Origin of the sequence: Streptomyces mobaraensis NBRC 13819 = DSM 40847, from assembly GCF_017916255.1 — a bacterium.
Classification (GTDB): domain Bacteria; phylum Actinomycetota; class Actinomycetes; order Streptomycetales; family Streptomycetaceae; genus Streptomyces; species Streptomyces mobaraensis.
Window position 1 is genome coordinate 6,342,149 of record NZ_CP072827.1, and the last position, 23,790, is coordinate 6,365,938.

Sequence of the window (23,790 nt, forward strand, 5' to 3'; positions counted from 1 at the left end):
CCCTTGGTAGGGGCCCGTAGAACATCTCGCACTACGAGTCCTGGCACACCCCGCGAGCGGAGAGCACGGCCGCCCCGCCGGGAACCCGGCGGGGCGGCAGCTGCCGGGCCCCGGTCAGCCGAGGTCGCTGCGGTACCAGTTCCAGCTGGTGGAGGCCGAGTTGTCCCAGACCTTCACCGGCCGGGAGACCGCGTCGTCACGGCCGTCGAAGGTGTGCAGCGCGACCTCGTTCTTGCCGTCCTTGTCCTGGCCCTTGTTGTAGAGGACGCCGAGGTCCGCCTTGCCGTCGCCGTCGAAGTCACCGGCGGCGGGCTTGGCGGCGTCGGCGTTCCAGCTGCCGGTGGTGGTGTCGTTGTTGTCCCAGGCGCGCTTGGGGGCGTTGATGCCGTCGGCGCGGCCGTAGCCGATGTGGAAGGCGGTGCGGTTGCTTCCGGTCCGGTCCTTGCCTTCCTTGTAGAGGATGCCGAGGTCGGCCTTGCCGTCGCCGTTGAAGTCGGCGGCGACCGGCTTGCTGCTCTGCCAGTTCCACGAACCCGTGGTGCGGTCGTTGTTGTCCCACGCCCGCTTCGGCCGGGTGATCGCGTCGGCGGTGCCGTAACCGATGTGGAAGGCGGTGCGGAAGTCGCCGCCGGCGTCTCTGCCCTCGTTGTAGAGGATGCCGAGGTCGGCCTTGCCGTCGCCGTTGAAGTCGGCCGCGACCGGCTTGCTGCTCTGCCAGTTCCACGAACCGGTGGTGCGGTCGTCGTTGTCCCACACCCGCCTCGGTTCCCGGACGCCGTCGGCGGTGGCGTACGCGATGTGGAAGGCGGTGCGGAAGTCGCCGTCGGCGTCCCGGCCCTCGTCGTAGAGGATGCCGACGTCGGCCCTGCCGTCGCCGTCGAAGTCGGCCGCGACCGGCTTGGACCGCTTCCAGTCCCAGGACTGGGTGGTCCGCCACCGCTTCACCGGCTTGTCGAAACCGGGGCCGTTGCTGGTGAAGGTCCACAGGGCGGTGCGGTTCCGCTTCGTGTCGTCCTGGCCCTCGTCGTAGAGGACGGCGATGTCGGTCCTGCCGTCACCGTCGAAGTCCCCGGCCGTCACCTTGGAATCGGCCCAGTTCCAGGAGCCGCTGCCGGCCTGGAGGTTGTCCCACGCCTTCACCGGCGCGGCGAACGAGCCGCGGCCGGTGCTCCGGAGTGTCCACAGTGCGGTGTGGTTGTCCTCGCCCTCCCGGTCGTAGCCGTAGAGGATCGCCAGGTCGGCCTTGCCGTCACCGTCGAAGTCGCCGGTGGTCTGCCCGGCCGTGCCCCGGTTGGCGACGAAGAAGCCGGCGCCGGGGGAGGTCGGCCCGGTCCGGCCCGCGTCGTCGACCGCGCGGGCGGTCACGGTGTGCGGTCCCTCCGCCAGGGCCGTGGTGTCCAGGCTCACGCTGTACGCCGGCCCGGGCCCGGACGCCGTACCGACGGCGCGGCCGTCCACGAAGAAGGCGGCCCCGGCCGGTTTCCCCTCCTCCTCGGCCACGGACGCGGACAGCGTGACCGTACCGCTGAGGACGCCGCGGTCCTCCGGGCCCGTGACCCGGGTGACGGGCGGGGTGGCACGGGGGTACGGGTCGACGCCGTCGTTCACCAGGCCCTTCTGACGGGCGCAGGAACCCCACTGGCCCGCCCCGGAGCCCCGGAGGATCCTCTCCGCGACGGTGATCTGCTCCTTCTTGGTCGCCTGGTGCGGATACTCGGCGAACTCCCGGCCGTTGTAGGCGTCCCAGGTGGGCTTCATGATCTGGAGGCCGCCGTAGTAGGGGCCTTCGGGGTTGACGACGGTCCAGTCGCCCGAGCTCTCGCACTGGGCCATCCGCTCCCACATCGCCAGCGAGGCGGCGGAGGCGGGCGGGGCCGAAGTGAGAAGTGTGGCCGGGGCGAAGGAGGAGACGAGGGCGGCGGCAAGGGCGAACCGCACGGTGCCGCGGGGTCTTTGGGGCATGGAGGACGTCCTGGGGATGAGGAGCGGCGACCGCGTCAGGTGACGGGTCACCGCGAAGTCGGTGGCTGCACCAACGCTGACGAAGCGCATCGGGGAAGTGTGACGGCGGGGCATACGAAAGGGCCCCGCGCCCGTCGTCGCGCGCCTACTCGGTCAGCCCCCGCCACCTCGCCGGCGACGACGGCCACCTGGCCGAGCGGATCGGCACCCACCTCACCAGCAGCGTGGTGGACCGCCACCCACCGGCAGGCTGCGTCGTCACCGTCGGGGCGATGCCGGTGGCCGCGACCATGCGCCGGGTGATCTCCCCCCACTGCTCGTCGGAGAGGACGGGGTCCTCCGGTGCGGCACGGACCGACAGGTGCCAGACGTGCCTGGCCGGGCGGCGGCTCTTGCGCGGGCGTGGCGCCGCAGTTCGACCCGAGCCGGCGACGGCCGGTCGGGACGGCGCCTATCCCAGGTCTCGTTGTCGGGCGGAGTGCGGGTCGATCTGGTCCCACCACCAGGCGACGGCCGGGTAGGGCAGTGGTTCGGTGGGCAGGTGCGGGGGAGGTGTGGGGGTGATGGTGACGGCGTGTCCGGGCGTGAGGTAGCGGAGGGCCTTGGCCGCGAAGGTGAGATGGCCGCTGAGTACGAGGTCGAGTCCGGCGAGGTACTGGCGTAGCTGGGGACTGGCGTGAGGGAGGATCCGGTCGCGGAGTCGGAGGTAGCAGGCCAGGGCGCGGTCGCGGATGGCAACGCCTTCGTGCATGGCCTCCTGGAGGGTCCGTCCCGGGTTGTTGTGGAGGATGGTGTCGAACATGCTGCGTTTCGGTTGAGCGTGTGCGGATTCTTTGAAGTAGGAGTACCGCTGGTTGTCGAATACCGCGGTGGTCATGGCGGCGTCCACGGCGGCTCGGACCGGGAGGGAGGCGAGTTCCCGTTCGGGTACTTCGATGCCTTCCGCGACCTCCACGATCGGTGGGGTCGCTTCCGGGCCTCCGACGGCGTAACCGAGGGTGAGGTGTTCGTTGACCGTCATGCGGCTGTCGTGCTCGCGGACGTGGGCTTCCCAGGCTTGTCCCCACAGCCAGCGCGCCTGCCCTTTGGCGAACCGGTCGAACTGGACCGGAGTGGTGAGCTGTCGCAGACGGGACAGCGCGTCGCCGAGGGCGGCTTCGCCCGGACTGGTGTCGTCGAAAATGTGGGGTATGCGCAGGATTTGGGTCCAGCGGGCGATGAGCCTCACGGCGTCGGTAGTGCGTACGGTGCGGTGATCGGGGACGGTGAGGTCGTTGGCGAGGAAGGCCCAGGTGTTGTAGTCGTCGAGGGCCTGGGCGAGATCTCCGGTGGCGTGGGGGAACAGGTGGGTCACCAGAGTCACGCCGGTGTGGGCGTACATGGTGTTGGCCATGTCGTCACCTGAACCGAAGTCGTAGCTCCGGACCCAGGCCAGGGTCCGCTCCACGCGTTTGTCGCCGTCAGGCCCGACTTCACCGGGGATGGGGCAGTAGAAGGTCAGGAAATCGTCGGGGACCGGGTTGAGCGTCACGGCTGATCCTCCTTGCGAGAGCCCGGGGCTCACTGGTCGCGTTCGGTGGCCAGGCGGGTCAGACTGGTCAGGGCAGCCGCAGCGGCTGGCCGAAGCGTGGCGGCCCGGAGATGCCGAAGGGCGGTATCGGTGAGACGGCGGGCCTCGCCCAGGGCCCAGGTGCGGGCGCCGGTCTCCTCCATCAGCCGGACCGCCCGCTCCAACTGCCGCTGGTCCAGCGGGAGAGGCGAGGAGAGGAGACGGCCCAGGGCACGGCCGGCAGGGCTCTCGGTGTTGAGCGCGTAGGCGATGGGGCCGGTCTTCTTGCGCGCCGCCAGGTCGGACCACCGTGGTTTGCCCGTGGCCTCGGGGTGTCCCCAGACGTCCAGCAGATCGTCGGTGAGCTGGAACGCCGCCCCAAGGTGAGCCCCGAAGGCCCGCAGATGCTCCACCCTTGCCTGGTGGGCGCCCGCGGCGAGCGCGCCGAGAGCGCATGACGTGGCGGTCAGCGCCCCGGTTTTGGACTGCGCCATCGCCGAGGTGTCCGGCACGGACACGACCGGGCGGTCCTGGAAGACCACGTCGGCGTATTCGCCCTCGATCAGGTTCTGCACGGCCTTGTTCAGTTCGGCCGGCCCGGTGTCCGCCAGCGGCCCACCCGCGTCCAGGAGCACCTCGGCGGCCAGGAAGAACAGTGCGTCCCCGGCAAGGATCCCGGCCGGTATCCCGAACGCGGCCCACAGCGCGGGGCGGCCCCTGCGTATGCGGTCCCCGTCGATGATGTCGTCGTGCAGTAGTGACGCGTTGTGGACCAACTCGACCGCCACCGCCGCCGGCAGAGCGGCCATATGGTCCCCACCGACGCCCTGGCAGGACAGCACCACCAGCGCCGGCCGCAGTCCCTTGCCCTGCTTCCCGGCAGGCCGCGTGCCGTCCGCCTCCCACCAGCCGAAATGGCACCCGGCAAGGTGCCGGATCCTGCTTGGCAGCCGCTCCACCGCCTCCCGTAACGACGGGGTGATCAACACACCGACCTGTTCGAGAATGTCCTGCGCCCGTTCTTGGGGTGCTGACGGTAATGCGGCAGGTCCGTCCATCCCGGCCTCCTTGTCTGCCCCGGGGGCGTATGAGGTTCCACCGGCCCTGTGCTACGGGGAAGGGACTTCCTCGAACGGTGCTCCCGCCCCACTGGTGTGGCAACAGCCCTGTCGGACAGGAGTACGGCTACATCCGGAAGCCGTCGGCACCACCGTGAACCAACGGGTCACCGGTCGGTCCGCCGCCGCCGGGGACCACGTCGGCGGACGACCGGTTCGGGATCGCGTGACTCCGCCGAAGGAAAGTCCTCGTGTCTCCGAGTGCCTGACCGCCGACGTCTCGTGGCCGGTGGACGTTCCCTGCGCACGAAGGAACCGTGGCGGCCGAACGCACTTCCGGTCGGCCGGCCGGGTGAGTGGGCGGTTCGCCTGGGGTAGCCCATTGTGGGGTTCGTTGTCTCGTTATGGGGTTTCTCGCTCCTGGTGCGCGTGGGGGGTGCCATGGCCGAACTGCCGTCCCGGCCTGCCGGTTCCGCCGGTCGTCCGGTCGCGGTCGTCGGGGTGTCGTGCCGGCTGCCCGGGGGCGTCGGCGACCTGTCCGGGCTGTGGGAGGTGCTGGAGCAGGGCCGGGACGTGGTAGGCGAGGTGCCGGCGGACCGGTTCGACGTGCGCCGGTTCGTCGACGCGTCGATGCCACGCGTGGGCAAGAGCCGTACGGCGGCGGGGGGATTCCTCGACGACGTCGCCGGGTTCGACGCCGGGTACTTCGGGATCGCGCCCAAGGAGGCGTCACGGATGGACCCGCAGCACCGGCTGCTGCTGGAGCTGGCCGTGGAGGCGCTGGACGACGCGGGCATCGCGCCCGCACGGCTGGCCGGTTCGGACGCGGCCGTGTTCGTCGGGGTGTCGGACACGTCGTACGGCGGGCTGCAGATGATGCACCCGGAGGCGGTCAACGCCTACACCATGTCCGGCGGCGCGTCGTCCATCGCGGCGAACCGGCTGTCGCACTTCTTCGACCTGCGCGGGCCCAGCATGGTGGTGGACACGGCGTGTTCGTCCTCGCTGGTGGCCCTGGACCGGGCGTGCCGCACCCTGTGGGACGGCACCAGCGCGGTGGCGCTGTGCGGGGGAGTGAACGTCCTGCTGAGCCCCTACCACTTCGTCGGGTTCTCCCAGGCGGCCATGCTCTCGCCGACGGGCAGGTGCGCCGCGTTCTCCGCCGCCGCCGACGGCTTCGTCCGGGCGGAGGGCGGCGGTGTGGTGGTGCTGAAGCCCGCGGCGGACGCCGTGGCGGACGGCGACCGGATCCACGGGCTGATCCTGGGCACGGGGACGAACAGCGACGGCCGGACCATGGGCCTCGCCCTGCCCAGTGCGCGGGCGCAGGAGGAGCTGCTGCGGTCGGTGTACGAGCGGGCGGGCGTCGGCCCGGACGAGCTCGTGTACCTGGAGGCGCACGGGACGGGGACCCCGGTCGGGGACCCCGTGGAGTGCCAGGCCATCGGCCGGGCCCTGGGGCGGCCGCGGACCACCGGGGCCCTGCCCATCGGCTCGGCGAAGACCAACTTCGGTCACCTGGAGCCCGCTTCGGGGATCGTGGGCCTGCTCAAGGCCCTCCTCGTGCTCCGGCACCGGACCGTCCCGCCGACGCTGCACGCCACCCCGGCCCATCCCGACATCGACTTCGACGGACTGAACATCACGCCTGCCGCCGAGGCGCGCCCGACGGCGACCGTCGCCCGTCCCGTCGTCGGTGTCAACTCCTTCGGTTTCGGCGGCTCGAACGCTCATGTGGCCCTCACGGCCGGCCCCGGTGCGACGCCGGGCGGTGAGCCGGCGGGGCCTCCCGCGCCTCCCGCGCCTCCCGCGCCTCCCGCGCCTCCCGCGCCTCCCGCGGGGAGGCCCCTGCCGCTCGTCGTCTCGGCGCGCACGGCGGCGGCGCTGGCCGAGGCCGCGGCCGCCATGGTCGCGCGGCTCGAACCGGGTCTCACCGAGGGCGAGTTCTATGACATCGCCTACACCGCGTGCCGGCGTCGCGGACTCCATCCGCACCGGCTGGCCGTCCTGGCGACCGTGAGGACGGCCGTCCCGCTGCTGCGGTCCTTCGCGCTCCCGGAACACGGCCCCGCGACGGAGACGGAGCCTCCCGCGACATCCACGGACCCGGCACCGGCCCTCGGCCAGGGCCTCCAGGGCCTGGGCGTGACGTCGCAGGCGGTCGAGCACGGACGGGTCGCGTTCGTCTTCCCGGGCAACGGCTCGCAGTGGGCCGGCATGGCCGCCGACCTGCTGGAGAGCAGCGCCGCGTTCCGCGCGGCGGTCGCGGAGGCGGACGAGCACCTCTCGCCGCTCCTGGGCTGGTCGCCGCTCGACGAGCTCGCGGCACCGCCGGAGGCGCAGCGCATGTCGCTGACGCGGGTCGCACAGCCGCTGCTGTTCGTCGTTCAGGTCGGCCTCACACGGCTCTTGCGCGAACAGGGCATCACGCCGTACTGCGTCCTCGGGCACAGCGTCGGCGAGGTGGCGGCCGCCCACGTGGCGGGGGCGCTCGATCTGGGACAGGCGGCCCGAGTGGTCGCGGCGCGCAGCGCGCGGCAGGCGGACACCGCCGGGACGGGCCGGATGGCGGCCGTGGCGCTGGGCGAGGCCGACGTCCGGGAGGCGCTGGCGGACCATCCCGGAGTCGAGGTCGCCGCGGTCAACAGCGGGCGCGACGTGACCGTCGCCGGCCCGTCCGACGCCGTGCGCGTGTTCCTGGCGCGGCTGGCGGAGCAGGGGGTGGCCGGCACGGAACTCGACGTGGACCACGCGTTCCACAGCGCGGCCATGGACCCCGTCGAGCAGCCGCTGCGGGAGGCCCTCGCGGACCTGCGGCCCGCGGCCCCGGCCGTGCCGATGATCTCCACCGTGACGGGGGAGCCGGTGGACGGCACCGGCCTCGACGCGGCGTACTGGTGGCGCAACGTCCGCGAACCCGTCGCGTTCGCCCCCGCCGTGGAACGCGCCCTCGACCTCGGCGCCGACATCCTCCTGGAGGTCGGCCCGCACCCCGTCCTGAGCCCCTTCCTGCGGCGCGTCGCCGCCGGCCGGCCGCGCACGACGATCGCCGTGACCGGCACGCTGCGGCGGGGCGAACCCGGGGCGGAGGCGATGGGACGGGCGGTCGCCACGCTGCTCGCCCAGGGCGCGGACCCGGACTGGCGCGCGTACTTCCCCCGCCGGGGCGCGGTGGCGGACCTGCCCGCCTACCCCTGGCAGCGGGAACGTCACTGGAACGGCACGCCCCACAGCTGGCTGCGCACCAGCGGCTCCGGTGAACTGGACCACCCGCTGCTGGGCGAGCGGATGCCGGCGCCGTGGCCGACCTGGCAAGGGACGGTCGAACCGGTCCTCGTGCCCTGGCTGGCCGATCACCGACTGGCCGGATCCGTGGTCGTCCCGGCGACCGCCTACGTGGAGATGGCCCTGGCGGCGGGCAGGCTGGCGCTGGACCGCGCGGCCGAAGTGGACCATCTGGAGATCACCCGCCCCCTGGTGGTCCCGTGGGCGGACGCCGGCAGCGTCCGGGTCCAGCTCGCGATCAGCCCCGATGACGGACGGGTGCACATCACCAGCACCGACGCCCAGGCCCAGCGGCCGCGCCCCCATGTACGGGCACGGGTCCGGGCGCTGTACGGCCACGCCCCGGCGGACGTCGACGTGGCCGCCGCCCGGGCGCGCTGCCGCCGCACCACCATCACCGGCGCGGAGCACTACGAGTCCGTCGGCCGGGCCGGACTGCGCTACGGGCCCGGCTTCCGGCTCCTCGACGTGCTGCACGTGGGCGACGGCGAGGTGCTGGCGGCCTACCGGCACCAGGCGGCGGACGATGCCTTCTCCGCCCACCCGGCCCTGCTGGACGCCGCCTTGCAGGCGGGGGCGCCGCTGCTCGGCGACGCCGTGGCGGACGGCGCCGTGTACCTGCCGGCGGCGATCGGTGCCGCCCGGGTGTGGCACCGCCCGGCGGCGACCGGGTGGGCGTACGCGCGCCGGCTCTCGGCCTCCGGGACCGAGGTGTGCTGGGACGTCCTGGTCACGGACGACGACGGGCGGGTCAGCGCCGAACTGCGGAGCTGCCGCCTCCGCCGGCTGGCCGGAGCCCACCGCACCCCTGTGACCGTCCATCACACCGTCCTCCGCGCGGTCACTTCTTACGACGAGCCGGTATCGGACGCGCTGCCGCCGGACGAGCTGTTGACGACGGCGGTCGACGAACCCGTGCAGGGCGGACCGTCGTTGGCCGCGGCTGACGGGTCCGCGCGGGGTGAGCCGTCAGTGACCATGTCGGACGGATCGGCGCGGGGTGAGCCGTCGGGGGCCGTGACCGGCCGGCCCGTCTCGGGTGAGCCGTCGGGGACCCTGACCGGCCAATCCGTTCCGGGTGAGCCGTCGGGGACCGCGACTGACGGACCCGTGCCGGGTGAGCCGTCGGGGACCGCGACCGGGCAACTCGCCCCGGACGAGCCGCCGATGACCGCCACGGACATCGCCTCGGCGGCCGCGCGACAGGTGGCGGCGCTGCGCGCCGACTGGCGCGGTCATGACTACCCCCGATTCGTGGCGGCCCTCAAAAAGGCCGCCGCCCACTGCTACGCCGCCGCCCTCGCCGCCTTCCTCCCGCGGCCTGACGCCCCCTTCACCGCGGCCGACCTCCTCCGCGTCGGCACGGTGCCCCGGCACGCCACGTTCCTCTCCGCCGTGCTGCCCGAACTGCGCCGTCACCGCCTGGTCGGCCGGGACGACTCCGGCGGGTACCGGCTGCTCCGCACCCGGTTCGACGACACCAAGGCGTTGCGCGACCTGATCCTGCGCTTCCCCCGCTACGCCCCGGAAGGCCGCCTGGCCCTCCACGGTCTTCGCGTGCTGCGCGCCGCCGGCGACCACCGCCCGGTCGAGCACCTGCTGTCCGACGGCGGCTTGGCCGATCTCGAGCAGCTGTACGACACGGGCGTCATCGGCCGATTCCACAACCGGCTGGCCCAGGCGCTCCTGCGCGTCGTCGTGGAGCGTTGGCCCGACGACCGCCCGCTGCGCGTCCTGGAAGTCGGCGCGGGCACCGGCGGCACGACGGCGGCCCTGCTGCCGCTGCTGCCGCCCGAGCGCACCCGGTACGTCTTCACCGACGTCTCCCCGGCCTTCCTCACCCGCGCCGAACACCGCTTCGCCGCCTATGACTTCCTCACGTTCCGCACCCTCGACCTCGACGCCGACCCCGCCGCACAGGGCCTGCCCGAGGGCGGCTTCGACGTCGTCGTCGCGGCCAACGCGCTGCACACCGCGCGGTCCGTCGAGGCCGCCGTGCGCAACGTGGCGGCGCTGGCGGCACCGAACGGCCTGCTGCTGGCCGTCGAGAGCCACGACCCGTACGTCCTGGCTCCCCTCTTCGGCGCCCTCGACACCTTCTGGGACCGCACTGACCACCACGAACGTCCCCACTCACCCCTCTTGACGGCCGACCGGTGGGCCGCCCTGTTCACCCGCTGCGGCTTCACCGACGTCGTCCGCACCGGCGACGACACCGCGCCCTGCCGTGACGACTTCTCCGTCCTGCTCGCCACCGCGCCCCGGCGTCCCACTCCGCACCCCTACCCGTACCCGTACCCGCACCCGTCGCCGCCGGGGCCCGGGCGCCACTGGACCGTCGTGGCGGAGACGCGTGGGGAACTCCCGCTGGCGCGGGAGGTGGCCGCCCGGCTCCCCGGGCCGGGGGACGGCCCCGCGCACTCGGTCGAGGCCGTGGACGACGTGCCCGCCCACCGGCCCTCGACGCCGAGCCGCGGCGCCACCGGAATCTGCCTGATCCTGGGCGCCCACCAGCTGCCCGAGCCCGCCGCGACCGTGACGCTGACCACCCGCCGCGCGGCACTCCTGCGCCGGATCACGGCGGCCTGCCCCCGCCGGCCGGACGGCGCCCGGACGGCGCTGACCGTGGTCACCCGGCCCAGCGGCGCCCTGCCCCCGCCGGAACGCCCCCTCGCGCCCGAGGACGCCGCCGTCTGGGGCGTCATGCGCACCCTGGCCAACGAGGAGCCGGAACTGGACGTGCGCACCATCTCACTGGACCGCACCGGCCGGACGGAGACCGACGCCCGGCGCCTGGCCCGCGAACTGCTCACGGCGACCGGCGAGACGGAAGTGGCCCTCACCCGTTCCGGCGGCCGCTTCGCCCCCAGGGAACTGCCGCTGCCGGCCGGTCACATCACGACGACCGCCGAACACGCCACCGCGTACGCCCTGGAGATCCGTACACCCGGCCTCTCCTACCGGCCGGCCTGGGTGGAATGCGCCCCCGAACCGGTGGGGCCCGGCGAGGTGGCCATCGACGTGCGCGCCGCCGCCCTCAACTACCGGGACATCATGCAAGCGGTCGGCCTGCTGCCGGCGGAGGCCGACGAGGGCACGTTCACCGAGGCGGGCCCGGGCCTGGAGTGCGCCGGCGTGGTCACCGCCGTCGGCGACGGTGTCACCACCGTCCGCCCCGGCGACCGGGTCTTCGCCCTCGCACCGGCCTCCCTGGCGTCCCGGACCCGCACCGTCGTCCAGGCCGTCGGCCGCATGCCGCACACGATGTCGTTCGCCGAAGCCGCCACCCTCCCCGTCGTCTACGCCACCGTCCACTACAGCCTCCACGACCTCGCCCGCCTGCGTCCCGGGGAGACGGTCCTGGTCCACGGCGGCGCGGGCGGCGTCGGCCTGGCCGCGCTGCGCTACGCCCACCTGCGTGGCGCGCGCGTCATCGCCACGGCCGGCACCCCCGCCAAGCGGGAGCTGCTGCGCCACCTCGGCGCCGACCACGTCCTGGACTCCCGCGGCCTGGACTTCGCCGCGCACGTGCGGGACGTCACCGACGGCCGGGGAGTCGACGTGGTGGTCAACTCCCTGGCGGGCGAGGCCATCACCCGGGGTCTGGAACTCCTGCGTCCCGGCGGGCGGTTCGTCGAACTGGGCAAGCGCGACATCTACGAGAACCAGCCCCTCCTCCTGCGGCCCTTCCGGCACAACCTGGCCTTCTTCGGCGTCGACCTGACCTCCCTCGCCTTCGACCCCGACCAGGGCGCCCGCCTGTTCGCCGAGGTCACCCGGCGCGTCCACGACGGCTCCTACCGGCCCCTGCCCCACAGCGCCTACCCGGCCGCCCGGGTGGCCGAGGCGTTCCGGCTGCTGCAGCACTCCCGCCACGTCGGCAAGGTCGTCGTCACCTTCGATCCCCTGGACGAACCCGCGGTCGTCGAACGGCCGGTCACCGCGCCCCGGTTCGGCTCCCAGGGCACCTACCTGGTCACCGGGGGCACGAGCGGGTTCGGGGCCGCCGGCGCCCGCTGGCTGGCCGACCGCGGGGTGCGCCGCCTGGCCCTGGTCAGCCGCCGCGGCCCGCACGCTCCGGAGGCCGCCGGCCTCCTCGCCGACCTGGCCGCACGCGGCGTCACCGCGACGGCGTACGCGGCCGACGCCGCCGACCCGGACGGCATGCGCCGCGTCATCCGGCTCATCGACGCCACCGGACACCCGGTCGACGGCGTCCTGCACTGCGCCATGCACCTGGACGACGACCCGCTGGCCGACCTGACCGACGAACGCTTCGCCGCCGTCCTCACCCCCAAGACCACCGGAGCCGCCGTCCTCGAACGCCTCCTCGCCGACCGCCCCCTGGAGACCTTCCTCCTCTACTCCTCGGACACCACGTTCCTCGGCAACATCCGCCAGGCCGCCTACGTCGCCGCCAACCTCCACCTGGAAGCGCTCGCCCGGCAGCGCCGGCAGCGGGGCCTGCCCGCCCAGACCCTCGCCTGGGGCGCCATCGACGAGACCGGATACGTCGCCCGCAACGACCTCGCCCGCACCCTGACCGCCGTCGGCATCGAACCCCTCAGCCCGCGCGAAGCCCTCACCACCGCCGGCCTGCTGATCAGCCAGGGCGCCACCGTCGCCGGCGTGGGCCGCTACAACTGGGCCCGCCTCCGCGGCATCCTGCCCCTGCTCGCCTCCCCCCGCTGCGCCTCCCTCCTGCCCGAGGACCTCCAGGAGGCCGACCACACCCACGAGGAGATCCTCCGCATCCTGGCCACCATGCCCTACGAGGAGGCGGCGCGAGCGGTCGCCGCCACCCTGGCCCGGCTCATGGCCGACGTCCTGCACCTGGACGAGCGGAACATCGACCACGACCGGCGCCTCGACGAATACGGGCTCGACTCTCTCATGCTCGCCGAACTCCTGGTCTCGCTCCGCAAACGCTTCGACATCGACATCCCCCCGCTGGAACTGCTCCGCAGCGGCGGCACCATCACCGACATCTCCCACCTCGTCCTGCTCCGCCTGGGCATCACCGCCGACGACCCGGAGCCACCGGCACGGGACGCGGAGCTGAGCGTCGGTGAACGGTGAACGCGGAGGCGTGTGTGTGAGGGGCGAACAGCGGGGGAGGGAACGACCGCTCGTGTCCCCCGGGAAGCGCCGCCGTGGGTCAGCCGGAGGAGCGTCCGTACAACTGGGACCGCGACGTGACCCCCAGCTTCGGGAAGATCTTGTAGAGGTGATAGCCGACGGTGCGGGGGCTCAGGAACAGCCGGGCGGCGATCTCGCCGTTGCTCAGGCCCTGTGCGGCGAGCCGCATGACCTGGAGTTCGCGTGCTGTCAGACGCTGTTCCCCGCCCATGGGAACGGCCGCCGTCGAAGGCCCCTGGGTGGAGCGGCCGCCCGCGGCCCGTAGTTCGGCGCGTGCCAGTTCCGCCCATGGCAGCGCGCCCACGCTGTCCAGTTGGACCTCGGCGAGGTGCAGTTGCTCGCGGGCCGGTTTGATGCGGCGGTGGCGGCGGAGCCACTCGCCGTAGAGCAGGTGGGTGCGGCCGGTCTCGAAGGGGGAGAGGCCGGTGTCGGCCAGGGCGGCCAGGAACAGGTCCTCCGCTTCCTCGCCGGTGGCGAGCAGGGCCCGGCTGCGGTGCCAGCCGGAGCGCAGCTGTGGATGGTTCGCCGGCACCGGGTGGAGGGGGTCGCGGTCGGTCAGCACGTGGTGGGCGCGCTCGGGCTCGCCGGCTCTGACGCACGCCTCGACGAAGTCGGGCAGGACGATCCAGCGCAGCATGAAGTGTCCGGCACCGCCCTCGGGGGAGCAGACCTCGGCCAGCAGCTTGACCGCGTTCAGGGGCTGCCCCTCGGCCAGGGCGTTGAGGCCCTGCGCCCAGTGGGCCAGGGCGATGGCGGAGGCGATCCGGCGCGGGGTGGAGATCTCCAGCGAGTCGCGGGCCAGTTCGTGGCAGCGGTCGCCGTCGCCCTGTGCCGCGGCCAGCCAGGCGAGCATCGCCCGCAGGTGGGAGGCGGCGCCCAGTTGGCCGGTCTCCAGGGCCAGGGAGAGGGCCTCGGTGCCGTTGGCGGTGGCGGTGGGCCAGGGGCCGGTGACGAGCTGGAGCGCCACGAGAGGGGCCAGGGACATCGGGAGGGAGCCGATCGCGCCGTTGCGGCGCAGCGTGTCGACCGCGTGCTGATGGGCGTCGCGCAACGGCTCGGTGGCATGGAGGAGGTACGGCAGGAAGGTGGGCGGCCACACCCACGGTCTGGGGTCGGTGCCGGACAGCCAGATGACGGGGACGTCCTTGCCGTCGGCGCCCGTCTTCCCCTCCGGCCCGCCGCCGTGCGCCTCCAGAGCCGTACCGTCGTGGCGGGCGTCCGGGGCCGCGTGGCCGGACAGGCCCGCGAGGTACCGGAAATGCGCCACGAAGCGGTCCCGGACGTCCGGTGTCACCGCCGGGAGCCGCGCCAGCAGACCGGCGATCTCCGCCAGCCGCGCCGGGTCGTCGGCCACCCAGGCCGAACGCGCCGCCATCACCAGCGTCTCGCAGGCCAGCCGGGGATCGTCCTCCTGTACGAGGCGCGCACCCTCCAGCAGGATCAGGCAGGCGACGGCCGGATCGCCGGAGGCGTGGGCGATGGCCCCGCGCACCTGGACGAGCCGGGCGCGCAGCGCGGGCACGTCGGACAGCGGCTCGGCCTCGTTGAGCAGCGCCTCGGCCTGGGCGGTCTCGGCGGCCTTCCAGGCGCACTCGGCGGCGTCGACGAGCAACCGGGCGCGGTCGCGCGGGGTGGAGACCAGTGCGGCGGCCCGGCGCAGTGCCTTGGTGGCGGTGGCCACTCCACCGGAGCGCCGGGAGCGGCCGGCCATCTCGGCCAGCAGGTGCGCGACTCTGTCGTCGGGGCCCACCGCGGCGGCGGCCAGGTGCCAGACGTGCCGGTCGTCGCCCTCGCCCAGCGCGTCGGCCAGGGCGAGGTGCGCGGCGCGCCGTTCGCTGAGCGGCGCGCCCTGGTAGACGGCCGAGCGGACCAGGGGGTGGCGGAACCGGACCCGTTCCGGGTCCAGGGAGACCAGCCCCGCGGTGGCCGCGGCGGACAGCTCGTGCAGGGCGCGTTCGGTGTCCCCGGCGGCGCGGACGATGACCGCCAGGTCTCCGTCGCCCTCGGCGGCGGTCAGCAGCAGGGCGTTGCCGGGCTCGGCCAGCAGGCTGGTGGCCCGGCAGCGGAAGAGCCGCTGCAGCCGCTCGGTCAGCGGCAGTTCGTCCGGTAGGGCCGCCGCGCCGCCGAGCTGTTCGGGGCTGAGGGCGGCGGACAGTTCGACCAGGGCGAGGGGGTTGCCGCCCGCCTCCCGCAGCAGTCGCTCGCGCACCGCGGGCGCGGCTTCGGGCAGCAGGTGGGTGAGCAGCGACCGGGCCGCGTCCGCCTCCAGGGGGGAGAGGCGCAGGTCGGGCACGCCCGGCGCCGGAAAGGGCTGGGACCCGTCCCGTACGGCGAAGACCACCGCGACGCCTTCGGCGCCGAGCCGCCGGGCCACGAAGAGGAGGGCGTCGGCGGAGGGGGAGTCCAGCCAGTGGGCGTCGTCCACCAGCAGGATCAGCGGTTCCGCGCGGGACGCCTCCGACAGGAGCGTCAGCGCGGCGAGCGCCACCAGGAACCGGTCGGCGGGTGCGGTGTCCATGCCGAAGGCCGAGCGCAGCGCCGCGCTCTGCGGGGGCGGCAGGGCGTCGGCCGCGCCGAGCAACGGGCGCAGCAACTGGTGCAGGGCGGCGAAGGGCAGCTCGGCCTCGCTCTCCACGCCGACGGTGGACAGCACCCGCACCCCGGGTCCGGCGTGGTCCGCGAGGTGCTGGAGCAACGCGCTCTTGCCCACCCCGGCCGGGCCGCGCAGTACGAGGGCGTGGCTGCGCCCCTGGCGTACGCCGGCCGTGACCTCCGCCAACCGCCGTAACTCACACTCCCGTCCGACCAGCATCGATGCTCCTTTCCCTGGACGCACTCTGTCATATGACAGATACATTCACTGATCAATCCGCTCTTATCCGGCCAGGATTGACGCACTTCCTCCGGTTACCTGATCGCCGGCCCCCGTCGAGCGACAGATGCCCGACCGTCCGGGGCTGCCGGAAGGTTGCTGTCGCGGCAGGCCCCCAGAGGCGGCACCACGCTCGGGGCACCGCCGCCACAGGACCGTTCTCACGAGGAATGCACGCCTGGCGTGGGTGGATATATGTCGTTGTCTGATGTTGCTTCGAGTCGCGTGTCCGCCGGCGAGGGAGTGGACGATCCCCACCCGCCGGGCCCGTACGCGGTGGTGGAGGGGCCGCTGGGCGTCACCGACCTGTTGGCGGTCGTGCGCACGGTCCTCGACGGGCACGGCCCGGCGTCCGTGCGGCCGGAACTGACCGTGCACGGGCCCGGCCGGTACACGGTGCGGGTGGACGGCGCCCGTCTGGACGTCCGCAGCAGTCCCCTGTCGGACCAGCCGCCGGGCACGCTGGACCCCGTCGTCGCCGGGCCGGGCACCCACCGGATCGTGCTCACCGCCTCGGGCGCCCCGTCCGAACGCGCTCACGACCTGTTCACGGCACTGGCCGCGGCCGTCGACCGGCGGGCCCAGTGCTACACGGAGGCCGAGGCCGCCGCCATCGTGGCCGGAATGCCGCTGCTGGACCGCTACGCCCGCCCCGAACCGGCGCTCTCCCGCTGGGCCCTGGTGTTCCGGGACCACTACGTGGAGAACAGCGTCGGCTTCCTGCTGGCCATGGAGCGCGCCGGACTCGCCCCCGAGTGGATCTTCGCGCTGTCCAAGGGCGACAGGACGCAGCACCGTGAGCGGGTGCACTCCTGGTTCCTGCACCGCGGCTACGCCAGTGACGTCCTGGACAACTCCGTCATCAACGGCACCGCCGGAGCGGCCGAAACCGCCCACGCGCGCGCCGTGGACGCCCAGGTGGCCGATTTCGTCCGCCGGGCGCACGCCGCGGGCCGCAAGGTCCTGGTCATCGACGACGGCGGGCTGCTCGCCCAGGGCTACGGCGCCGACGGGCCGGGACCACGGGTGGACGCCGCCGTCGAACTGACGGTCAGCGGCCTCAAGCGCATCGCCGCCGCCCCCGGCGAACTGGCCATACCCGTACTGAACATGGCGCGCTCCCGGCTCAAGTCGAGGCTGGGCTACAACGAGATCGCCGACTCCTGCGTGCGCCGGCTGCGCGCCATCGTGCCCGGCCAGAAGTTCATCGGCCGCCATGTCCTGTTGCTGGGCTACGGCACCCTGGGCGCCCGCGCGGCCCGTTCGCTGCGGGCCCTGGGCTGCCGGGTCGCCGTGGTGGACACCGACGTCCTCGCGCTGATCACCGCCGCCGAGGACGGCTTCGAGACCCACCGCACCATCGCGGAGGCCCTCGCCCGGCAGCGGCCCTTCCTCATCCTCGGCAGCAGCGGCGACACCGCCGTCACCGCCGAGGACGTGCCGCTGCTGCCCGACGGCGTGCTGCTGGCCGGATTCGCCACCAAGGACTTCAGCGTCCTCACCGACGGCTACCCCGGCGCCACCGCGCTGCGCATCCCGCACGTCGGAGTGCGCTACGACCTGCCGCACGCCACCTCCGTCACCGTGCTCGGCGACGGACGCTCGCTGAACCTCTTCGAGTACGAGGGCATCGCCAACCGCGGCTACGACGCCTACCGTGCCGGCACCCTGCTCGCCGCGCTCGCCCTCTGCCGCGACATCGGGCGGTTCCCGCCCGGAGTCCACCTGGAACCGGTGGACCGGATCATCGACGAGGCCGGGCTGTTCGACGCGTACTACAGCCAGTACCTGTGCGCCCGGACCGCCCCACTGGGCACCGGGGCGTTCTCCCGAGCCGACGCCATCGACCGCGAGACCGCCCATGCCCGGTAGGCCGCACGTGTGCGTGGTCGGCCACGGGGTGGCCGGCCGGCTGCACCGGCAACTCCTCGAGGGCATGGGGCTGTCTGTCTCCGTCGTCGACCCCGCCGCTCCCCGCCACGACACCCCCGTCGCTACTGCCGCCACCCTCACCGAACTGCCCGCCGACCGGCCCGTGGACGTCTGGTCGGTCTGTACCCCGACCGCCGCCCACGTCCACACCGTGGCAGCCGTCCTCGACCGCGACCCCGAGGCCCGCGTCCTGGTGGAGAAACCGGCCTGCCGCTCCTGGGAGGGCCCCGAACTCTCCGCACTCCTCGACGCGCACGACCGGGCCCGGCTGGTGGTGATGAACCAGTACGCGCACGCCAAGGCACCCGCCATCCTCGAAGCCGTACGGGCCGAGTTCGCGCCCCGGCACCCGGTGCGGGCCATCCGCGTGGCCTTCTGCAAGGACCGCCGTGAGGACATCGCGGCCGGCCGCTTCGTCGACCTCGACTACGGAGTGTTCGGCTACGAGTGGCTGCACATGCTCGCCGTCCTCGGTTCCCTGCTGCCCGCCCCGGCCTTCGACCGCTACCTGCGGGACGCCCCCGCGCCGCACGCCGTACGGATCGCGCGCGATCCACGGCTGGCCAGCACCGCGGCCCACGAGACCACGACGCTGAGGACGGCCGACGGGTCCGCGGTCGAGATCGAGCTGTACTCCACCATCACCGGCCCCGACGCCCCGCACACGGCCCCCGCGCCCGCCTGGGCCCGCCGCACGGGACCCGCCACCGACAGCCGGCTGCGGCTGGCCCGGGTCGAGGCCGGACCGGTCGTCCTCACCCTCGAACTCGACCCGGTCTTCCTGCCCAACGGCACCCGGCTGCCCCGCAACACCCACCGGCTGACCCTGGACGGACCGGGCGGCCACCGCGAGTGGCTGGTTCCCGACTCCCCGATGGACAACGCGTTGCGGCACGCCGTCGCGACGCTGCTCGGACCCGGTCCGCGCCCCCCGCTCGACCTGCGGCCCCTCGGCCGCATCGGCCGGCTGGCCCGACTGGCCGCCCGTACGGACACCCCCGCCGACGCCCCCCACACGGCCCCCACCGCCCTGCCGACCCGACTGTGAAAGCGAACCGCCCATGAGCCGGATCTGCCTCGTCATCCCCAGCAACAGGTTCGACCAGTACTTCATCCAGCTCCCTCTCGACGCCGTCACCGCCGCCGGCCAGCTGCGGGCGCAGGGACACACCGTCGCCGTGTGGGACCAACGCCTCCAAGAGGCCCCCGACGGCCAGGACTTCGACCTGCTGGTGGTCTTCTCCGCGATCGCCGACCGCGCCCAGTGCTACCCCCTGGAACTGGAACCGGTACGGGCCGCCGTCGAACGCGCCGCCGCCCGCTACCCGGCGGCCCGTACCGTCGCGGTCGGCCCGCACGGCACCCACCTGCCCGCCGCCACCCGCGCCGAACTGGGCGTGGACCACATCGCCTGCGGCGAGACCGACTCGGCCACCGTCGGCGCCGTCCACAGCCTGCTCGGCGGCGCCGACGCACCGGTGCTGCCGGCCACCACCACCCCGCACAACCTGTTGGACTCCCCGGAGCCCCGCCCCCGGCCCTTCCCCAACATCCCCCTGGAGGAATTCGCCTTCCCCGCCTACGACCTGGTGCCCGTCGCGGACTACACCGCCGAGGTCATCTCCGGCGGGCTGCCGCTGCCCGGCCCCTGCGGCATGGTGCTGGCCGCCCGCGGCTGCACCTACGGCTGCACCTTCTGCCACCTGCCGTTCGGCACCAGGATGCGCAACCAGCCACTGGACCGGGTCGAGCGCGAGATCGACGCCCAGCAGAGCGCTGGCCTGGACTTCGTGTTCTTCCTCGACTACGTCTTCGGCATCAACCGCGCCTTCTACGGCGACCTGTGCGCCCGGCTGGAGGGCCGCGGACTGGGCTGGGTCGGCCAGACCCGCGCCGAGGTCGTCCTCAAGAACGACGTCACCGCCTGGGCACGGGCCGGCTGCCAGGGCATGTGGCTGGGCGCCGAATCCCCCGCCATCGCCCAGACCGGCGTCCACAAGCGGGTCAGCGAGGCACAGATCGCGGAAGCCGTCCACAAGCTGAAGGACGCGGGCATCACCCCCTTCGCCTTCGTCCTGCTGGGCCTCCCGCAGGACGAGGCGTGCACGTCCGGCCGCCTCGTCGACTGGGCCGCCGGACTGCCCGCCTGGTTCGGCATCAACCAGCTCTACCTGCGCCCCGGCACCACCCTCTACGACCGGCTCGCCCCCCGGTACAACGGAGGGACGCGCCCGGCCACCTGGCGCGAGGTGCAGGAGGTCACCCGCCGCTACCGCGCCTCCTACCCCACCGACCTCGACCACCAGCAGCGGCAACTCGAACAGCTGCCCAACTACCTGGGCAACGCCATCGCCCCGGTGGCGGGCTGAGGAGGCCGTCGTGCTGCGTTTCGGCATCCTCGGCTGCGGCTCCATCGGCGGCTTCCTCGGCCGGCTGCTGGCCCGGCCCGACGGCCCGCTGCGCGGACGGGCCCGGCTGGCCGCGGTCGCCGGACGGGACCCGGTACGGGCCGGGAAGCTGGCCGCCGAACTGGGCTGCGCGGCCCTCCCCGTCGACGAGCTGCTGGCCCGCCCGGACATCGACGCCGTCGCCGTGTGCACCCCCTCCGGCACCCATGCCGACCTGGGCGCCGCGGCCCTGCTCGCGGGCAAGCACGTCCTGGTCGAGAAACCCCTCGACGTCACTCCCGAGGCCGCCGACCGGCTGATCGCCGCCGCCCGGCACAGCGGCCGCACCCTCGGTGTCGTGTCCCAGCACCGCTTCGACCCGGCGACCCGGGTGGCGAAGACCGCGATCGAGGACGGCGCACTGGGGCGGATCACCTCCGTCCTCATCGAGGTGCCCCTGTGGCGGGCGCCGTCCTACTACGCGTCGGGCCGGTGGCGCGGCACCCGCGCCCTGGACGGCGGGGGCGCCCTGATGAACCAGGCCGTGCACGCCGTCGACCTCGCCCAGTGGCTGGCCGGCCCCGTGGTGGAGGCCGCGGCCCACACCGGCCTGCTCGCCCACGACGGCCTGGAGGTCGAGGACGTGGCCACCGCCAGCCTGCGGTTCGCCGGCGGCGCGCTCGGCGCCCTGCTGGCCACCACCGCCGCCTACCCGGGGCGCACCACCCGCGTCGCGGTCAACGGCGAGCGGGGGTCGGTCGTCATCGACGACGACGAACTGGCCTATTTCCACGCCGCCCGCGACGGCGAACCGACCGGTGCCTACGGCGCCTACGGAGACGGCAACCAGGCCGCCGAACACCGCACCCCGCCACCGGAGCCCCCGGTGCGCGACCGCGTCGGCCTGCTCCACCAGCCCCACCGCGACCAGCTCGCCGACTTCTGCGACGCGGTGCGCACCGGCCGGCCGCCCCTCGTCGACGGCGCCGCGGGACGGCGGGCGGTCGCCGCGGTGCACGCCGTGTACACCTCCGCCCGCACCGGGCGCACGGTGCGTCTCGACGACAGCGGCAACCCCGTACAGGACACGGAGAGGAACCCATGAGCGCGACCCTTCGGCAGCCGGCGCCGGACGAGCACAAGGAGGCGCTGGCCCGGCTCTTCGACCGCAGCGCCCCGACCTACGAGCGGACCGGAGTCTCCCACTTCGCCGACCTCGGCCGACGGCTGGTGGAGCACGCCGGTCTCCGGGAGGGCGAGCGGGTCCTCGACGTGGGGTGCGGCACCGGCGCCGTGCTCGTCCCGGCGGCCCGGGCCGTCGGACCGCGCGGATCCGTGACCGGCGTCGACCTCTCCCCGGGCATGGTGGAACGGGCCCGGGCGGCCATCGCGGAGGAAGGACTGGACAACGCCCGCGCGCTCGTCGCCGACGCCGAGACCGCGCACTGGCAGCCCGACGGACCCGTCGACGGCAGCCTCGACGCCGTACTCGCCGGCATCTCGATGTTCTTCTTCCCCCACCCCCGGGCCGCCGCCGCCCGGTACCGCCGCCTGCTCGGCCCGGACGGCCGGCTGGCCCTCTCCTGGTGGGGGGAGCAGGACGCGCGGTGGGCGCCGGTCTTCGCCGCCAGTGCGCCGTACGGGGGCGCCTCCTCCCACCGGCTCCCGCCGGACAGCCCGTTCCGCTCCGTCGAGGACCTGCACACCATGCTGTCCGAGGAGGGCTTCGGCTCCGTCGACACCGTGGAACGGCCCTGCGTCACCCGCTTCCGCGGCGTCCGCCAGTGGTGGCAGTGGGTGTGGTCCACCGCGGGCCGGCAGTTCTGGGAGAGCGTGCCCCAGGAGAGGATGCACGAGGCCATCGCCGCCGTCGAAGCGGAACTGTCCCGGCTGCGCGCCCCCGACGGCAGCCTGACCAGCCGGAACATCGTCCGCTTCACCGTCGCCCGGGTCGTACGGTGAACGACACCCGTACGCTGCCGCACCACTCCCTCCCCACCGTGCCCACCGCCCACCCCCTGTTCTCCCCGGAGTGGCTGCGCGCCGCGGCCGACGCCGCGGCCGGACAGTCCCCGCACGACGACACGGCCCTCCGGCTCGGCCTGTGCCTCACCGATCCGCCCCCCGGGGTGGCCGGACGGCTCCTCGTCCTCGTGGACCAGACCACCGGCGCCCTCGCGTTCCGGGCGGGGGAGTGGGACGAGCGCCCCACCCTCACCCTGACCCTCACCCATGACGATGCCCGCCTCCTGCTGTTCGGGGACGCCGAGCAGCGGGTGCGGCTGTTCGAGCACGGCGGGCTCGTCCTGGAAGGCGTGTTCCTCTTCCTCTTCTTCCTGGACCGGCTGCTGCAGCAGGACCCCGCCGGGGTGCTGGCCCGGCTCCGGCGGTGCACCGCCGGTGCACCGCCGGAGGCCCGCCCTTGGCCCGACGCCGGACCCCTCGCCATCCCGGAGGACGAGGCCGCCGCGGCCCGCGCCGCCGCCGAGATCCTGCCCCGCACGATGGACGCCCTGCGTGCCGAACTCGGCCGCACCACCCCCGGCGCCCAGCTCCACGTCGGCCACGCCCCCAGCGGCACCGAGGTCTCCGCCGCCCTGGGCAGCTGCCGCCCGGGCGTGCCCTTCACCCGCGCCTCCCGGCCCATCTGGTACTGCTGCGCCAAGACGCTGGGCGCGGTGGCCGTCGGCCGGCTGTGGGAACGCGGCCTGCTCGACCCGATGGCGCCGGTCAGCCGCTACCTGCCCTGGTACGACGGCGACGGCCGCGAACGCGTCACCCTTCACCAACTGCTCACCCACACCTCGTCCGTCCCCATGGGCCTGGACCCGCTGCACGGGGCCATGGCCGCCCCGGTCGCCCTCCGCCGCGAACTGCTGCGGCGGATGACGGTCCCCACCGGCACGCCTCCCGGCACCCGCATCACGTACGGGCCGTGGTGGGCGTGGTTCCTGATCGCCGAGGTCGTCCGCGCCCTCGACGGCCGCGACTACGAGCGCTACCTCACCGAGGAGATCCTGGCACCCTGCGGCATGGACGCCACCCGCGTGGTCCTCACCCCGCGGGAGTACCGCGCCGAGGCGGACCGGCTGCCCCTCATCCACATCACCGGCGGCGGCCTCCCGTCCCAGCCCACCCACTGGTACGCGACCGAGGCCGCCTGCACCCGGCCCATCCCCGGGCTCAACGTCCGCGGGCCCATGTCCGACCTGGCGCTGTTCTTCACCGCGCTCGCCGACGGCGGCCGCGGGCGCCACGGGCGCATCCTGCTGCCGCAGACCGTCACCGCGCTCACCACCCGCCACCGGGTCGGCCTGGTGGACGCGTTCGGCAACGCCGACTGGGGGCTCGGCTTCCGCGTCGAGTCCCGCCATCTCGGGGACGCGTGCACGGCCTTCAGCCGCCATGCCTCCCTGCGCACCTTCGGCCACTACGGGCTGTGGACGTCGGCGGTCTTCGCCGACCCGGACGCCGGCCTGGTCGTGGCCCTGCACCTCAACGGCAAGACCTGGCAGGAGGAACACCAGCGGCGGATGATCACCATCGGTGACGCCGTCTACCAGGACCTCCGCCTGACCTGACCCCGGGTCCTCGACCCGCACCACG

11 protein-coding genes and 1 pseudogene are annotated in these 23,790 nt (G+C 74.0%); 7 read left to right on the forward strand and 5 right to left on the reverse strand.

Annotated features, from left to right (window positions below; all coding sequences use genetic code 11):
• Window positions 1-114: 114 nt before the first annotated feature.
• The 4 genes and pseudogenes from J7W19_RS27430 to J7W19_RS27440 form a co-directional block, all read right to left on the reverse strand.
• A complete protein-coding gene (locus tag J7W19_RS27430) occupies window positions 115-1,962 on the reverse strand; it encodes an FG-GAP-like repeat-containing protein (RefSeq protein ID WP_040888556.1) in 1,848 nt (615 codons plus the stop codon).
• A 221-nt stretch (window positions 1,963-2,183) separates the two neighbouring features.
• Window positions 2,184-2,350, reverse strand: a pseudogene (locus tag J7W19_RS33885) (mobilization protein); the annotation flags it as partial.
• A 63-nt stretch (window positions 2,351-2,413) separates the two neighbouring features.
• Complete coding sequence (locus J7W19_RS27435) at window positions 2,414-3,493, reverse strand: terpene synthase family protein (RefSeq protein ID WP_004941320.1); 1,080 nt, start codon at window positions 3,491-3,493, stop codon at window positions 2,414-2,416.
• A 29-nt stretch (window positions 3,494-3,522) separates the two neighbouring features.
• The gene (locus J7W19_RS27440) at window positions 3,523-4,569 is read right to left on the reverse strand and encodes a polyprenyl synthetase family protein (protein WP_004941318.1); all 1,047 of its coding nucleotides are present in this window, start codon (window positions 4,567-4,569) and stop codon (window positions 3,523-3,525) included.
• Window positions 4,570-5,010: 441 nt separating this feature from the next.
• On the opposite strand from J7W19_RS27440, the gene J7W19_RS27445 reads away from it, so the two are divergent.
• Entirely contained in the window at window positions 5,011-12,933 is a 7,923-nt protein-coding gene (locus tag J7W19_RS27445) for a type I polyketide synthase (RefSeq protein WP_004941316.1), read from the forward strand.
• Window positions 12,934-13,012: 79 nt separating this feature from the next.
• On the opposite strand, the gene J7W19_RS33545 is transcribed toward J7W19_RS27445, so the two are convergent.
• Window positions 13,013-15,805: a helix-turn-helix transcriptional regulator gene (locus J7W19_RS33545; RefSeq protein ID WP_004941314.1), complete on the reverse strand. Its 2,793-nt coding sequence runs from the start codon at window positions 15,803-15,805 to the stop codon at window positions 13,013-13,015.
• 285 nt (window positions 15,806-16,090) lie between these two features.
• Here J7W19_RS33545 and J7W19_RS27455 point away from each other — a divergent pair, with 285 nt between their 5' ends.
• Genes J7W19_RS27455 through J7W19_RS27480 form a run of 6 tightly spaced genes read left to right on the forward strand, consistent with a single transcriptional unit; the run spans window position 16,091 to window position 23,765 of the window.
• Window positions 16,091-17,737 carry a Rossmann-fold NAD(P)-binding domain-containing protein gene (locus J7W19_RS27455; protein WP_004941311.1) on the forward strand — a complete coding sequence of 549 codons (1,647 nt, stop codon included), beginning with the start codon at window positions 16,091-16,093 and terminating at the stop codon, window positions 17,735-17,737.
• Window positions 17,727-18,845: a Gfo/Idh/MocA family oxidoreductase gene (locus tag J7W19_RS27460; RefSeq protein WP_040888554.1), complete on the forward strand. Its 1,119-nt coding sequence runs from the start codon at window positions 17,727-17,729 to the stop codon at window positions 18,843-18,845. The genes J7W19_RS27455 and J7W19_RS27460 overlap by 11 nt, the downstream gene beginning before the upstream one ends.
• Window positions 18,846-18,858: 13 nt before the next feature.
• Window positions 18,859-20,166 (forward strand): B12-binding domain-containing radical SAM protein, encoded by a 1,308-nt coding sequence (locus J7W19_RS27465; RefSeq protein ID WP_004941308.1) that lies wholly within the window; start codon window positions 18,859-18,861, stop codon window positions 20,164-20,166.
• Between the two features lie 10 nt (window positions 20,167-20,176).
• Window positions 20,177-21,289, forward strand: coding sequence for a Gfo/Idh/MocA family protein (locus tag J7W19_RS27470; RefSeq protein ID WP_004941305.1), 1,113 nt, complete (start codon window positions 20,177-20,179; stop codon window positions 21,287-21,289).
• Window positions 21,286-22,146: a class I SAM-dependent methyltransferase gene (locus J7W19_RS27475; RefSeq protein WP_004941303.1), complete on the forward strand. Its 861-nt coding sequence runs from the start codon at window positions 21,286-21,288 to the stop codon at window positions 22,144-22,146. The genes J7W19_RS27470 and J7W19_RS27475 overlap by 4 nt, the downstream gene beginning before the upstream one ends.
• Window positions 22,143-23,765, forward strand: coding sequence for a serine hydrolase domain-containing protein (locus J7W19_RS27480; RefSeq protein WP_004941300.1), 1,623 nt, complete (start codon window positions 22,143-22,145; stop codon window positions 23,763-23,765). Before J7W19_RS27475 ends, J7W19_RS27480 begins: the two co-directional genes overlap by 4 nt.
• The last annotated feature ends 25 nt before the right edge of the window (window positions 23,766-23,790 follow it).